This is a genomic window from Gemmata obscuriglobus (genome assembly GCF_008065095.1).
GTDB lineage: Bacteria > Planctomycetota > Planctomycetia > Gemmatales > Gemmataceae > Gemmata > Gemmata obscuriglobus.
The window spans coordinates 2199945-2213858 of record NZ_CP042911.1 but is presented as its reverse complement, the minus strand read 5'-3'; the positions used below and the strand labels follow the sequence as shown (position 1 = coordinate 2213858).

Annotated in this window: 10 protein-coding genes; 3 read left to right on the top strand and 7 right to left on the bottom strand. The window is 67.8% G+C overall.

Annotated features, from left to right (window positions below):
* Positions 1 to 324: 324 nt before the first annotated feature.
* From GobsT_RS09350 to GobsT_RS09335, 4 genes are all read right to left on the bottom strand, one after another.
* Positions 325 to 714, bottom strand: coding sequence for a hypothetical protein (locus tag GobsT_RS09350; RefSeq protein WP_010044188.1), 390 nt, complete (start codon positions 712 to 714; stop codon positions 325 to 327).
* A complete protein-coding gene (locus GobsT_RS09345) occupies positions 711 to 1403 on the bottom strand; it encodes a hypothetical protein (protein ID WP_010044194.1) in 693 nt (230 codons plus the stop codon). The genes GobsT_RS09350 and GobsT_RS09345 overlap by 4 nt, the downstream gene beginning before the upstream one ends.
* Positions 1396 to 2484, bottom strand: a complete 1089-nt coding sequence (locus GobsT_RS09340) for a hypothetical protein (RefSeq protein ID WP_010044197.1) — start codon at positions 2482 to 2484, stop codon at positions 1396 to 1398. Before GobsT_RS09340 ends, GobsT_RS09345 begins: the two co-directional genes overlap by 8 nt.
* 237 nt (positions 2485 to 2721) lie before the next feature.
* A complete protein-coding gene (locus tag GobsT_RS09335; RefSeq protein WP_010052883.1) occupies positions 2722 to 3459 on the bottom strand; it encodes a lipoate--protein ligase family protein in 738 nt (245 codons plus the stop codon).
* Positions 3460 to 3587: 128 nt separating this feature from the next.
* Here GobsT_RS09335 and GobsT_RS09330 point away from each other — a divergent pair, with 128 nt between their 5' ends.
* Together GobsT_RS09330 and GobsT_RS09325 are read left to right on the top strand one after the other, a co-directional pair.
* Complete coding sequence (locus tag GobsT_RS09330) at positions 3588 to 4523, top strand: SPFH domain-containing protein (protein ID WP_010052886.1); 936 nt, start codon at positions 3588 to 3590, stop codon at positions 4521 to 4523.
* A gap of 10 nt (positions 4524 to 4533) precedes the next feature.
* The gene (locus GobsT_RS09325; RefSeq protein WP_232068343.1) at positions 4534 to 4797 is read left to right on the top strand and encodes a type II toxin-antitoxin system antitoxin; all 264 of its coding nucleotides are present in this window, start codon (positions 4534 to 4536) and stop codon (positions 4795 to 4797) included.
* A gap of 111 nt (positions 4798 to 4908) precedes the next feature.
* Here the strand turns inward: GobsT_RS09325 and GobsT_RS09320 are convergent, their stop codons facing one another.
* Together GobsT_RS09320 and GobsT_RS09315 are read right to left on the bottom strand one after the other, a co-directional pair.
* Positions 4909 to 5622, bottom strand: coding sequence for an alpha-ketoglutarate-dependent dioxygenase AlkB family protein (locus GobsT_RS09320; RefSeq protein ID WP_010043331.1), 714 nt, complete (start codon positions 5620 to 5622; stop codon positions 4909 to 4911).
* A gap of 81 nt (positions 5623 to 5703) precedes the next feature.
* Entirely contained in the window at positions 5704 to 6528 is an 825-nt protein-coding gene (locus tag GobsT_RS09315) for a HEAT repeat domain-containing protein (protein ID WP_010043332.1), read from the bottom strand.
* Positions 6529 to 6663: 135 nt separating this feature from the next.
* Here GobsT_RS09315 and GobsT_RS09310 point away from each other — a divergent pair, with 135 nt between their 5' ends.
* Positions 6664 to 7797: a Gfo/Idh/MocA family protein gene (locus tag GobsT_RS09310; RefSeq protein WP_010043333.1), complete on the top strand. Its 1134-nt coding sequence runs from the start codon at positions 6664 to 6666 to the stop codon at positions 7795 to 7797.
* A gap of 227 nt (positions 7798 to 8024) precedes the next feature.
* On the opposite strand, the gene GobsT_RS09305 is transcribed toward GobsT_RS09310, so the two are convergent.
* Entirely contained in the window at positions 8025 to 13247 is a 5223-nt protein-coding gene (locus tag GobsT_RS09305; RefSeq protein ID WP_010043334.1) for a beta strand repeat-containing protein, read from the bottom strand.
* Positions 13248 to 13914: the final 667 nt, after the last annotated feature.

Sequence of the window (13914 nt, the reverse complement as noted above, 5' to 3'; positions counted from 1 at the left end):
CCCATTCCATACCGAAGCGGCGTTCCGTTCGTCCGGGAGCATTATCCGGGTTTTGCGGGCGCGATTCCGTGGTAGCGACCGACCAGCAATCAGGTAGCGACTTGGTAGCTCAACGGCAGCGAATGACCCGTCGGAACCCCACTGAGCCGGCTGCGTGTGTCGCACTGTAACCCCCGTTACAACGCGCGCGAGCTTTTCCCGTTCGCGCCACCTGGATGGCTTCGGTCATCCGGTTCGCACCGCGCGCCCGGCCAAGCCCCATACTCACCAGATGGCACCGCGCCCCAGTTCCGGGTTCCCGACTTGGTGAAGTCTGGCACGGGGTCACTCCAACTCGACTTCCAGCACCTCGAACAGTGGCATTTCTGCGAACAATTCCCACACCGCGGCCCGCTGCTCAACCGTGATCAAATCCTGGCACAGGTCCCACCACACCCGCCACTCTTCGTCCCACGGATCGTCCGGACACTCAACAGGAAACCCGAGCGCGCGCAAGCTCGCAGCGAGCGAGTCACTCACAGTGACATGTGTGAACGGGCTCACGGTCGATCGCGCGGCCGTACCCAACGCCGAAGCGTGTGCCTCGGCTGCGACGCGGGTCACGAACAACCGCAGCGGGACGCGCGAGCCGGTGTCGGACACGAACTGGTCCCCGCAGCCGGCGCCGCCCGCGGTCAGCGCCCGGCGCACCACCAGGAACGCGGTGCCGCTCACGCATCGTCCCCCAGGTCGATCTCCACGACCTCGAAGAACAGGGTGTCGGCCATGCCGCGTGGCCCTTCGGTCTCGCCTCCGTAACGGGTGGAGCGGGTGAACGAACTGTACCCGTTGTGATCGGGCCGACTTTGGCGCTCAAGGTTCAATCGGGCGCACTCGGCCTCGGCCCGCTCTCGCGAGCGGAAGGCACGGACGGCGAGCCCGCCCTCATAGTCAGCTTCGAGTGTCGATTCGTCCTCCCACTTCCAATGCAGTTCCACGATGACGTACCCCTTCGGTCCCGACCGCCGCTCCGACACCTCGAAGAACTGTATTTTGTCGAACGCCTTCCACGCGTGTGCCAACTGCTCCGCGCTCCACGTCGGCGCAGCCGTATCCCACCACGCGGCCCACCCGGCGTGCGCCTGGGGTGCGGCCGGCGGGTCGATGCCCACATCCATCAGCCAATCGTGTAGGCGCGGGGCGTCGAGCGACGTTTGGTAGAACAGCGACTCCCCGCCGTACCAGAAGGGGTTCGCACGCGCCCGCTCGGCGGCCTCGCGCGCCGCGCGATCGTCCTCGGCAGCGTCGAACGTGTCGAACGCTGCCACGCGCTCGGTTCGCGGGGTTCGACGCGCGTACGGTTCGCCGTACTCGGATCGCGCCCAATCGATCCGCCGAACCACGAACCGGTCGGGGTCACTCATCGGCCACCTCCACGCGCAGCACCTCGAACATCGGCTGGTCGCACGCCCGCCACACCGCCGCGCGCTGCTCGTCGGACACGTCCTCCTGGCACAGGTCCCACCACTCGATCCAGTCGCGGCGGCGGTCCCCGGACGGGACCGGCAGCGGGAGTTCGAGGGCGGCCAGCTCCTCCCGGGCGCCTTCCGTCGCCGCGCCGTGGGCCGGGTCGGCGAAGACGAACGGGTTCAACACCTGCCGGCTCTCCGCGGCGAGCCGGTCGCGGTGCTCGATCGCGTCCGACCGCGACGCGTACAGCGCCACCGGAACGCGCGCGTCGGCCGGCGGGCGGGTCCGCCACACCGTCCCCGCAAAGGTGTCAATCACGGCGCGGCGCTGCACCAGGTACCCGACGCCCGCGAACGGCGGCACGTCCGACGGCACCGCCAGCGCTTCGTAAAACGTCGCCTGACGAGCCGGGATCGGGTTGTGCGGGTCGGCCGAGTACCCGGCGCGCCGGTCGTACCGGTAGCGCCCGCCGCCCGCGTTGCGGTCGCGGCTCAGTTCGGCCCGGAACCGTTCGGCCCGCGCCGTTCGCCGGTACACGCCCATCAGCCGGCCGCCCTCCGTGCCGGCGGTCATCGCGTTCCAGTCGCGCTCCAGCAGGCCCCACACAATTTCGATCACCGCGTGCGCGACGCTCTGCGGCTCCTCGATCACGTCGAAGAACCGGACCTTGTCGAACGCGCTCCAGGCGTGGTGGAGCTGGCCTTCGGTCCAGGTGTGCGCGAACGCGGCCCACCACTCGTGCCAGTCGCCGTGACGCAGCTCGCTGGCGGGCGGGTCGATGCCCTCGTCCATGAGCCAGTCGTGGAGCCGCATCCCGTCGAGCGACGACTGAAAGAAGACCGAGCACCCGCCGAACCGGAACGGGTTCTCGCCCACGCGGGCGCCCGCTTCGAGTTCTCGTCGGTGTTCTTCCGCGGCGTCGAACGTGTCGAACCCCGCGACCGGCACCGCCGTGGGCACGCGCCGCGTGTACGGGTCGCCGTGCGGCGGCTGATACCAACCCAACTGCCGAACGGTGTAACGCGACTCGCTCATACGCCCCACATCGGAGAAGTCGTTGAGAACGCGGGGCGGAGTGCGCCCACGCACGGGGCGCGGCCAGCCGCGGGCAATGTGGCACGAAGGCGCCAAGGCAATTTTGACAGGATCGACAGGATAAACAGGATGAAGACCGATCAATTTAAAATCCTGTTTATCCTGTCGATCCTGTCAAAATCTGCCTTCATAAACACGAGGCCCGCGTGGGCCGAAACGAATCCACGACCGGCCGGTCTACCGTTTCTCGTTCCAGTCCGGGTGGGCGTATTTCTCGGCCCGAATCGCCGCCGTGCGCTCCTGCTCCGTGACGGTCCAGTCCCTGGGCGTCAACGTCCAACCGGTGTCCGCCGCAAACGCCTCCGCGATCAGCTTCGCGAGCGATTCGGGGTCGAACACGGGCGCCCCGTCCGCGTCACAGATCCCACCGAGTGCGGGGGCGAACTCGCTGCGGCGCAACAAGATGCTGCCGTGTTGAAGGAGCGCGCCCTTCATCTTTCGCTGCGCGCTCCCGGCCACCTTCGACCCGTTCAGCAGCAAGTCGCCCGGCGTCTGGTGCAGGAAGCAGACCACCGGGCCGAGCTTCTGCTCCTCGCCGCACACCACCGCGTGCGTCTCCACCCCGTGTGCGCGCAGGACGCGCTGGACGATGTGGTGCATCAGGCAAATCCAGTGCTCGGCGGACGCCCACTCCTTTCCCGGCGGCAACGCGAGGGCGTAGGTCAGTTCGTGGTGGTGAACGATGGCCGCGCCGCCGGTCGAGCGACGGACCCACGCCAGCCGCGCGAGGTTCGCGTCGGCGGCGCGTTCGTTGGCCCGCTGGAAGTAACCGAGCGACAGCGTGGGCTCGCTCCAGGTGTAGAACCGCAGCGACGCGACGCCGCTGGACGCCGATTCCAAAAGCGCTTCGTCGGCGGACATGTTCGTGGCGCCGTCGGCGCCGGCAAACGGTAACAGGCGGATGGTTTGGCTCATACCGGCATTTTATCCCCGCCCCCGCGATTTCGCGGTGATCGGCCGAAATCGACCGCCGCGCTTGGCGAACACTCAGGCAGAGAGTACGATTTCAAAGTGATATCACAACAGTATCGGAGACTCCTGCCATGGAAGACCGTGAGCTGAAACTGAATTCCGGCTGGCTGGCGCTGTTCGGGATGCTCGTGTGGCTGGGCGCGGTGATCGCACTGATCACCTACTCCGCACAGTGGCACGAGCCCCGGCTCGTGTGGGCCATCGTGCCGCTGTCGCTGCTGTGGCTGTTCGCGTGGGCCGGGTTCATCGTGAACGGGCCGAACCAGGCGCGGGTGGTGCAACTGTTCGGCAAGTACGTCGGCACGGTGCGGCGGACCGGCTTCTTCTACGGCAACCCGCTGTACTGGCGCACCCGGGTGAGTTTGCGGGTGCGGACGTTCGAGACCGGCATGAACAAGACCGAGGAGAAGAAGGACGCCGCGGGGACGGTGCTGGTGCCGGCGAGCACCCACCGCGAGCCGATCAAGGTGAACGACAAGGACGGCACCCCGATCGAGATCTCCGCGGTGGTGCTGTGGAAGGTGGTGAACCCGACGGAGGCGGTTTTCCAGGTGGACGACTACGAGGAGTTCGTGAAGCTCCAGGCCGACGCCGCGCTCCGCAGCCTCACGAGCCGGTACAGCTACGACGCGCCCGACAGCGACGCGCACTCGCTCCGCGGGCACATCGAGGAAGTGGCCACGCAACTGAAGCACGAGCTGCACACGCGGATGCAGTTGGCCGGCGTGGAGGTGCTCGAGGCGCGGATCAGCTACCTGGCCTACGCCCGCGAGATCGCGGCGGCGATGCTCCAGCGCCAGCAGGCCGGGGCGATCGTCGCGGCCCGGTCGCAGATCGTGGCCGGCGCGGTCGGGATGGTCGAGAGCGCGCTGGACCTGCTGAAAGAGCGGAACGTGGTCGAACTGGACCCGGAGCGCCGGGCCGCGATGGTGAGCAACCTCCTGGTGGTGCTGTGCGGGCACGCGGTGCCGCAACCGGTGCTGAACACCGGCACGCTGTACAACTAACTCCCCTCTCGTGAGGACGAAGGGCGGGGCGAAGGGCGACGCAGCCGGCTGCGTCGCCCGCGCGGTCGTCCTTCGGCACGTCATGGCCAAGAAGGAAGTGAAGCCGTTCCTGCTGCGGCTCGATCCGAAGGTCCACGCCGCCGTCCAGCGGTGGGCCGAAGAGGACCTGCGCAGCCTGAACGGGCAGATCGAGTTCATCCTGCGCCAGGCGCTCGCGAAGCGCGGGATCAAGCTCGACGCGCCGGACGAGGAACCGCCCGCCGCGAGCGGGTGATACCGGCTCTCGCCCTGTGCCAGCCACCAGTGGCACGGACCGCCGATCACCCACACACGTTCGCGCCGGACGCCTTCCCGGCCCAAACGCGACCGCGCCGCGGGCGCGGCTCTACTGATACCCGAGCACCAGCGACACCCGTTCCACCGGATGTCCCGCGCGACCGGAGGGGGCTTCGGACGGCAGAACCCGGTGTTTCCACTCGTACCGGCTCTCACCGCTCAGCAAGAGCAGCGCCCCGACCGGCAGCATGATGTCGGTCACCGCGCCGCCCTTCGCGATCTGGAACAGCGCCTCCCGCTGAACGTTCAAGATCATCGTCACCACGCCGTTCGACGGGATGTCGACGTGGAACGGGAACCCCGCGACCCGGCCGTTCGCGCGGCGGTAGAAGTTGGCGGTGAGCTTCCACGTCAGCTCTTGCTCGGGGGTCACGAGCCCTTCGGACGCCACGAGCCCGTGAACGCCCGGCACCAATTCATCGCGAACGAAATCGGGAAGGTTCGCATCCCGCTGGAAGTACCCCAGCGAGTGACCGTCTTCACCGTACCGCGGAAAGTACTCGGCCCGGATCGTGCGCCCCTGGGCTTCGCTAAGGGCCACGCGCACGAAGCGTTCTTCGCTCGCGAGGTTGTGGTCTGCACTGCGGACGTAGGCGGGTTGCGGGATGTGCGCCTGCTCGGACGCGCCGCCCTCCCCAACCGCGACTTCAAGCCGCTCGTACAGGCGGAGCGAGTGCGCCAGCAGGCCGGCGCATTCCGGGGGAGCAAAATAGGTGGGATCGAACAGCAATCCCGGGACGTGCGGGAAGCGCTGGAGCGACATGGGCGTGTTCCGTACGCGGCGGGCGACGCAAGGAGATACTCGTCGCATCTGCCGCGCTTTACACCCGGCGGCCGTTGCGGTTCACGGCCGGGTGCGGCGCTCGATCCTCTTGACCGCCCGGGCGGCACACCCGCGGACGTTCAACGCACCCGTGTCGTCATCACTTTCGGCGAGCTTCTTCAGCGCGGGTAGCGCCTTCCGGCTGCCCAGCGTTGCGAGCGCGTTGCTCGCGTTCACCTGCCGCCAGGGGTTCCCGCCCGCGAGTGCCTCAATGAGCTTCGGTTCTGCGGCGTCCAGGCCCAGGTAGCCCAGTGCCCGGGCGGCCTCGCCGGCCGCCCGGTAGTCCTTGCCAGCGAGCAATTCTAGCAGCGGGGCCAGCGCCCGCGGATCGCCGGAACTCCCCAGAGCCAGCATCGTTTCCGCGCGCTCGTCGGGGTGCGCCTTGAGCCCCTGAAGCAACACCGGCACGAGGTCTTTGTGCGGGCGCAGGAACGCCAGCCACGTGCCCCAGAGATAATCGCCCTTCTGCAGTTCGCGCAGGATCGCCGCCGGTTGGAGCGCGTCTTCGACCGCACCCCGGAACGCGCGGAACGCGGCGCCTCCGGGAGGCGGTCCGGCCAGGTACTTCAGCACCGCGGCGGCGTGGCGCCGGCTCCGCCCCTTCCACAGCGCGCGGGCGGCGGCCAGTTGCTCGTCGGCGTCGCCCTTTTCGAGTACCTTCGCCAGCCCCTCTTCCTTCTCGTCGAGGCTGCCAACGCACCCGTACTGTAACTCGGGCGGGTTCAGGTGGCTCCACGAGAATTCGCCCGGTTCCGGGTCGAGCCGTTTCGTGTCGGCGGCGCCGAATGCCGGCGCTCCCCACACGGTGAGCAGGACCAGCGCGGCCGGCAGTGCGGGTCGGGTCATCGGGGACCTCCTGGGTAGAACAACAACGCCGGCCCGCGGCGCCCGTTGGCGGCCCTTTCGCGATTGCCCGTCCGCGCCCGCAATCGTAAACCTCTAAAGCAAGCAGTTTCACCTCTAACTCGTCGGACGGCTTCCATGAGCCAGAAGAAGGTTCGCGTCGCGATCGTGGGTCTCGGGTTCGGGTCCGAGTTCATTCCCATCTACCAGGCCCACCCGGACGCGGAGATGTACGCCATCTGCCGCCGCAACCGCGCGGAACTCGACGCCTGCGGGGACAAGTTCGGCATCCCCAAGGAGCGCCGCTACACCAGCTACGAGGACCTGCTCAAGGACCCGAACGTGGACGCGGTCCACATCAACAGCCCGATCCCGGAGCACGGGGCGCAGAGCATCGCGGCGCTGAAGGCCGGCAAGCACGTCGCCTGCACGGTGCCGATGGCGACCAAGAAGGACGAGATCAAGCAAATCATCGAGCTGCAGCGTGAGACCAAGAAGGTCTACACGATGATGGAGACGGTGGTGTACGCCCGCGAGTACCTGTTCGCGAAGGACCTGTACGACCGCGGCGTGCTGGGCCGCATCCAGTTCCTCCGCGGCAGCCACCAGCAGGACATGGACGGCTGGCCGGGCTACTGGCCGGGCCTCCCGCCGATGCACTACGCCACCCACTGCGTGAGCCCGTGCCTTGCGATCCTCTCGGACCCGGCGAAGGGCAAGGTCGCGCTGGCCGAGAGCGTGGTGTGCCACGGCTCGGGCCGCATCCGCGAGGAGTTCATCCCCATCTACGGGTCCCCGTTCGCGGTCGAGAGCGCGACGTTCAAGATCGGCGGCACGGACGTGGTCGCGGAGGTGACGCGGAGCCTGTACGACACCGCCCGCCAGTACCGCGAGAGCTTCGACGTGACCGCCAGCAACGTCAGCTTCGAGTGGCAGCAGGTCGAGGGCGAGGACCCGGTGCTGCACATGCGCGGACTGCCCGAGCACCAGATCCCGCGGCGGGTGAAGGTGCCCGACTTCGCGGGCCGGCTCCCGGACCCGATCCGCAAGTTCACCGGCGCGATCCACGACGCCACGCACCTGAGCTTCGTGCAGGGCGGCGGGCACGGCGGCAGCCACCCGCACCTGGTCCACAACTTCCTGATGGCCGTGCTCGGGAACCAGCCCGCGTTCCCGGACGCCCCCACCAGCGCGAACTGGACGCTGGTCGGCATCTGCGCCCACGAGAGCGCGATGGCCGGCGGCACCCGGGTCGAGATCCCGAAGTGGTGAAAACGGGGCGGAATGCGTGTGTTGTTGAGGGTGGTCCGCTCACTCCGTGAGCGGTCGGTCTGCACGCCAGACCGGCTTCGCGTGAGGTCCTGGCGGTTCAAAGCGGTGTGGGACCCACCCGCCCGCGGATCCGATCCGATGTGCGAAGCGGCCGCTCACGGCGTGAGCGGCCCACCCTGAAAAGCACTGGCGCCCGCGCCGCGACGCCAGTTCTGTGCCGCCCGGTATCACGCAACGTACACGCCGCCCAGATCGGACCCGGCCGCGAACATGCTGAGCAGTTCGTTGGCGCCGATGGCCTTGAAGTGCCCCCGCGTGCCCGGACCGGAGCCCACGAGGACCACCGTTTCACCGTTCACCACCGCGGTGCCCACGCGCACCCCGCCCACGAAGCCCGGATCGAACGCGAAGAAGCTCCTTTCGAGCGCGAAGCCCTGCCCGCTGAACACCTTCACGTGACCGCCCGGCGCCCCGGCCCCGCTGCCGGTGATGACATCGGCCAACCCGTCCCCGGTCACGTCCCCGGCCCCGACATATATCCCGCCCCGGAACCCGGCGTCGTAAGCCAGGAAGCTCTTCAGCAGCGCCCCGTCCTTGCCGCTGAACACCTTGACGTTGGCCGCGGCCCCCGCGCCGTTGCCGGTGACGATGTCGGCGAACCCGTCCCCGTCCACGTCCCCGACCGCCACCCGCACCCCGCCGCGGAACCCGGCGTCGTAAGCGAGGAAGCTCCGCAACAACGAGCCGTCCGCGCCGCTGAACACCTTGACGTGCGGGGCCGCGCCCGCGTCGGCGGACACCACGATGTCGGCGACCCCGTCCCCGTTCACGTCGCCCGTCGCCACGAACACGCCGCCAGCGAAGCCGTCGAACGACAGGAAGCTGAACCGCTGGGCGCCGGTGGCCCCGTCGAACACCTTGACGTGCCCGCCCATCGAGCCGGCCCCGGCACCGGTGATCAGGTCGGCGACGCCGTCGCCGTCCACGTCACCGGACGAGACCCGGACCTCGCCCGCGAACCCGGTGTAGGCCGGCACCGACGCCCCCGGCTGTCCGGTCACGGGGTCGAGCTGTTGCACCATACCGCCCACCGGCCCGAGGACGATCCGGGTCGCGGTGTCGTCGTTGGTGATGGTCCCGGTGCCGTTGCCCGCGATTACGGCGGCGACAGGAGACGACAGCACCAGGCGGAACGTCTCGTCCGCTTCCGCCGCGGTGTCGCCGGTCACCAGAACGGTGACGGTTTTGGTCGTTTCCCCTGGCGCGAACGTTAGCGTCCCGGAAGCGGCCGTGTAGTCGGTGCCTGCGGTCGCCGTGCCGTCGGCCGTGGCGTACGCGACGGTAACGGTTTGAAGGCTCGGCGCGGACAGGGTCACGGTGAAGGTGAGCGCGGTGGTCCCGCTGTTCCCCTCGGCCACCGACGCGCCGGTGACCGACAGCACCGGCAGGGGGACGGCGGTCAGGGTCACGTCGTTACCGTCGCCGCCGGCGTACGAGATCCGGAACGTGGTGCCGCCAAGGAGGAAGGTCCCGCCCTCGCTCAACCCGGCGAACGTGCCGACGACCGCGTCGGAGCTGTCGTTGCTGATGAGCACGAACGTGTCGCCGCCCGCCGGGGTGAAGCCGAGCGTGGTCGCGAGCGTCGCCCCGGTCAGGTTCACCGTGCCGGCGACGTTGAGCTGGTCGTACTGGGCGCCCGCGGTCGTGCCGTTGAGTTCGACAGCGAAGGTCGAGCCGATGGCGAACGTGGCGTTGCCCGAGGCAAGGGCGCCCGACGGGTTTCCGGGAGCGACCGTGCCCCCACCGACGAGCAAGAACGCGGGGAGCGCGCCCGAGCCACCCAGAGTAGCTCCGACGACGAGCGTCACCGCGCCGCTCGTGGCGATGCTCCCGTCAACGAGCAGGGCGCCGCCGGCGACAATCGTTGGACCGTTGTAGGTGTTCGCCCCGCCGAGTTGGAGCGCCCCGGCGCCGGTCTTGGTGACGGCGGCCGTGCCTGAAATCACGCCCGAGAGTGCCAGCGTCCCGCCCGCGGCCACGTCGAACGTCTGGTTACCCGTCAGGTTCGTGGCGAGGGCGATCGTCGAGGTGCCGGACGCGTAGCTCGTGGTCACCCCGCTGTCGAGTTGAATCGCGTTGCCGGTGAAGGAGAACCCGGCCCCGTCGATCGTGATCGACTTAAAATTAGTCCCGGCGACGAAGTCGTTGACGCTGGTCGTCCGGGCGGCCCCGGCGGGGAACACGAGGTCGTCGCCCGCGACCGGGGCGACCCCGCCGGCCCAGTTCCCGGCGGTGGACCAGTTGCCGTCCCCACCCAATCCGGTCCAGGTACCGGTCCGACTCACCAGAGTCAGGACCACATCGTTGCCATCCCCCCCGACGTAGCTGATCGCGTAAGTCGCGGAACCGGAGGTGATCGTGGCGCCCTCGGCCAACCCGGCGAACGTGCCGCTGACCGCGTCGGAGCCGTCGTTATTAATCAGGGCGAACGTGGTCCCGACGGTGGGCGCGTAACCAATGGACAGACTGAGTGTCGCGCCGGCCAGGGTCACCGTGCCGGTGACGTTGGTCTGGTCATACTGGGTGCCGGCGATCGACCCATTGAGTTCGACGGCGTAGGTCGAGCCGCTGCTCTGGAAGGCGAGGTCCCCCGTATTCAGGGCGCCCGGTGAGTTGCCGGGCGCCAGCGTACCGATGCTTGAGACCGTCACGGCGGGGAGCGTGCCCGTGCCCCCGAGGGTGCCGTCGACGAAGACCACGTTGCTGGTGGCGAGCGAACCGTTGACGATCAGCGTGCCGTCGTTGACGTTCACGTTGCCCGTGTGGGTGCTCGTGCCCGTGAGGACCAGCGTCCCGGTGCTGTTCTTGTCGAAATCGGGGGAGCCGCTGATGGCCCCCGAGACCGTCAGCGCGGTGCCGCCGGCCACATCGAAGGCAACGTTGTTGCCCCCGGTGATCCCGACGTTGCCCTGAATGATGTTGTTTCCCGAGACGCTGTTGATCTTGCTCCGGTTGGTGACAGGCACGCCGTTGAGAGTGATGGCGTTGGTCAGCGTGATCCCGCCACTCAGGTCCAGCGACCCGGTGTTGCCGACCGTTACCAGGCCCGTGCCGAGTGCCGCGCCGTTGCTGATCGCGATCACGCCGCCGCTGATGGTCGTGCCGCCGTCGTAGGTGTTCGCACTGGAGAAGGCCACCGTGCCCGACTGGACCTTGGTGAGGGCGTAGCTGCTGGCGCCGTCGCTGATCGCGCCGCTGAACGTCAGGGTGCCGCTCAGGGAGCCGATGGTGCTGTTGGCCCCGAGCGTGAGCGCGCCGGAGATGGTGTTGTTGCCGTTCCCGTTGAAGACCGCCCCCAGGCCGCCGAACCCCACCCCGTTGATGGTGATCGGCTCGGGCACCGTGATGCCGCCCAGCAGGGCCAGCGAGAACCCGCTGTTGACGACCGTCCCGGCCGACGCCGCGCCCAGAGCGTTGTCGCTGGCGATCTCGATGGCCCCCGCGGTGATCGTGGTGATGCCGTCGTAGGTGTTGTTCCCCGATAGCAGGAGTTGACTGTTGGCACCAGCCTTAATGAGCCCCGCGCCGGTCCCGCTGATGTTGGCCGTGATGCTCAGGTCGGGGTCGAGTTGGGCGTTGTTGGCCACCGTGAAGGTGCGGGTCGCCCCGCCCAGGTCCAGGTTGCCCGAGATGACGGAGGTGACCGTGTCGGAGTTGGTGGTGACGTTCCCGCCCAGGGTGAGGGTCCCGGTGCCGGTGGCGACCGTGGCTCCGGTGAGATTCAGGGCGCCGATGGCGTCATCGAAGTTGCTCAGGTTGAGCGTCGCACCCGTGGCCAGAGTCACAGAAGCGGCGTCGGGGATCTGGTCCGATGCCAGGAGCGTGACGGCGTCGGGGCCGGAACTGTCACCGACGACCAGATCCCCCGCGAACGCGTTCACGCCGGCCGTCTTGTTGAGCTCGAGCAGGCCGTCGTTGACGGTGGTCGCGCCCGTGTAGGTGTTCGCGCCGGCGCCCGAATAGCGGAGCGTACCGCCGCCGGTCTTGGTGACGCCGAAGCCGGTTCCGGAGATTGCCCCGGACAGGTCGAGCGCGCCGCCGGTGGCAACGTTAAACGTGCTCGACGATTGCAACGCGAGCGGCAGCGAGACCGTCGAGTTCCCTGAAGCGTAAGTGGTTTGCAGCCCACCGAGCAGGTTGATCGCGTTGCCGCTCAGGGCGTAACCCGCATCCCCGACGGTCAGCGAAGAGAACTGAGAACCGGCGGCGAGGTCGTTGGTGTTCGTGAGCCTCAGGGCGCCAGTCGGGAAAACAAGATGGCTGGGCTGCGAAGGCGCAACGTCGCCGACCCAGTTGTCGGGCGACGACCACAGGCTGTCGTCGGCGTCGCCGCCGTCCCAGGTGAAGGTCGGGATCGTGACGTTCGTGACCGTCAGGACCACGCCCGAATTGAAGTAGCCGATACTAAACGTTACCGGGCCGGAGGTGAAGCTGGCAAACTGGCTGAGGCCGTTGAACCGCCCGGTAATCGGGGACGCATACGTCTGCGAGACGATCTGGAAGCTGGTGCCCACCGTCGGCAGGTAACCGAGGCTAACGTCCAGGGTCGCGCCGTTCGGGTTGAAGAGGGCGGAGCTGTTGGTGAGCGCCAGTCGATCGTAACCCGTTCCGACGGTCGACCCGTTGAGGTCGATGTGGAGCGTCGTGCCAGACGCAAGGGCGAGCCCGGTCGCGTTCGCGTACGTCAAGATCCCGGTCCCGCCGACTGTTCCCGGATCGACGGCGCCCGACGAGGCCGTGATCCCGGAACCGTTGAGCGTGCCCGAACCGCTCAGCGTGCCCCCCGCAAGAACCACCGCGCTCGAGATCGTCCCGTCCACCTGCAGCACGCCCGCGTTGATCGTGGTGCTGCCGTCGTAGGTGTTGGTCCCGGACAGGGTCAGCGTCCCGGCGCCGGTCTTCGTCAGGCCGAACGTCCCCGCGCCATCGCTGACGGCCCCGCCGAGGCCGAAACCGCCGCCGCTGATGCTCATGGTCACGTCGGCGAGTAGCGTGATGTCCGTGTTGAGCGACGAGGGCACGGCTCCGCTATAAGTGGTCGTGATCCCGCCCGTCAGGTTGAGCGGGTTGCCTGCGACGCTGTAGCCGTAGTCGCCGAACACGATCGTCCCGAACGTCGCGTTCGTGAAGTCATTGAACGGATTGTATCTGACGCCGTTGGTGGGGAATGTCAGGTCATCGTTATCGACGGGAGCGACATCGGTCGACCAGTTTGCGGCGGTCGACCAGAGGCTGTCGGCGCTGCCGCCGCCGTCCCAGACGCGGGTCGCGGGCACCACACGGTCTTCGAGGCAGGTCAGTGCGAGGCGTGGGCGGAGCGCCGGGAGGACATTTCGGTTGGGGCGGATCGCGAGTCGGAGGCGGGAGCGGAGAGAGTCGATCCAGTTCATGTTGTTGATCGCGTTTGGAGATGACGCCGACCGCTGAAACTACTCAGCGACGGCAACCCTGGAAATTGGGGCGTCAGGCGCTCACCCGAATCTGCTCGGACCGTAGTTCATGCCACGCGCAATAGCAGGGAACGAAAGCGTAAATAGCTGTGAACACGGTAAAGGAATCTCAACGTTACGCTCCCGCGTGAATGTTCGAGTGCAGGCGAAAAAGTCGCGCGGGGCAACCGCAACAGGCGGTAAGTGGTGCAGGGACAACGGACAAAGAAGCCGCCCTGCTCCGCGCGATCGGTGGCCCCGGGCGGCTCGCGAGCTATTTGATGTGTGGCTCGCTACCGACGAATTGCACACACGAACCGGCACAACGCCCCGCGCGAACAGCGCGTGGTTCGAGTTCCGTTCGGCGTTCGTGCCACGACTGATTATTTCAGAGGCGATTGCGGCAACATCCGATTTGGCTCATGGCTCCGTCTTTTCGGACAGGAACCGATTCCAGCCGCCACCGCGCCGCAGAAGGTGCGAAAAACGATAGGTAGCATTCTAGACTCAAGCCGATATAATCCGTATGGGGATCACACATTCTTCATGAAACTCTTCACGTTTCTGCTTGAGTTTGTGAGCCAGTGTACTTACTGTTTCCAACACGTTGCCGCCCCGGTCGAGGCAG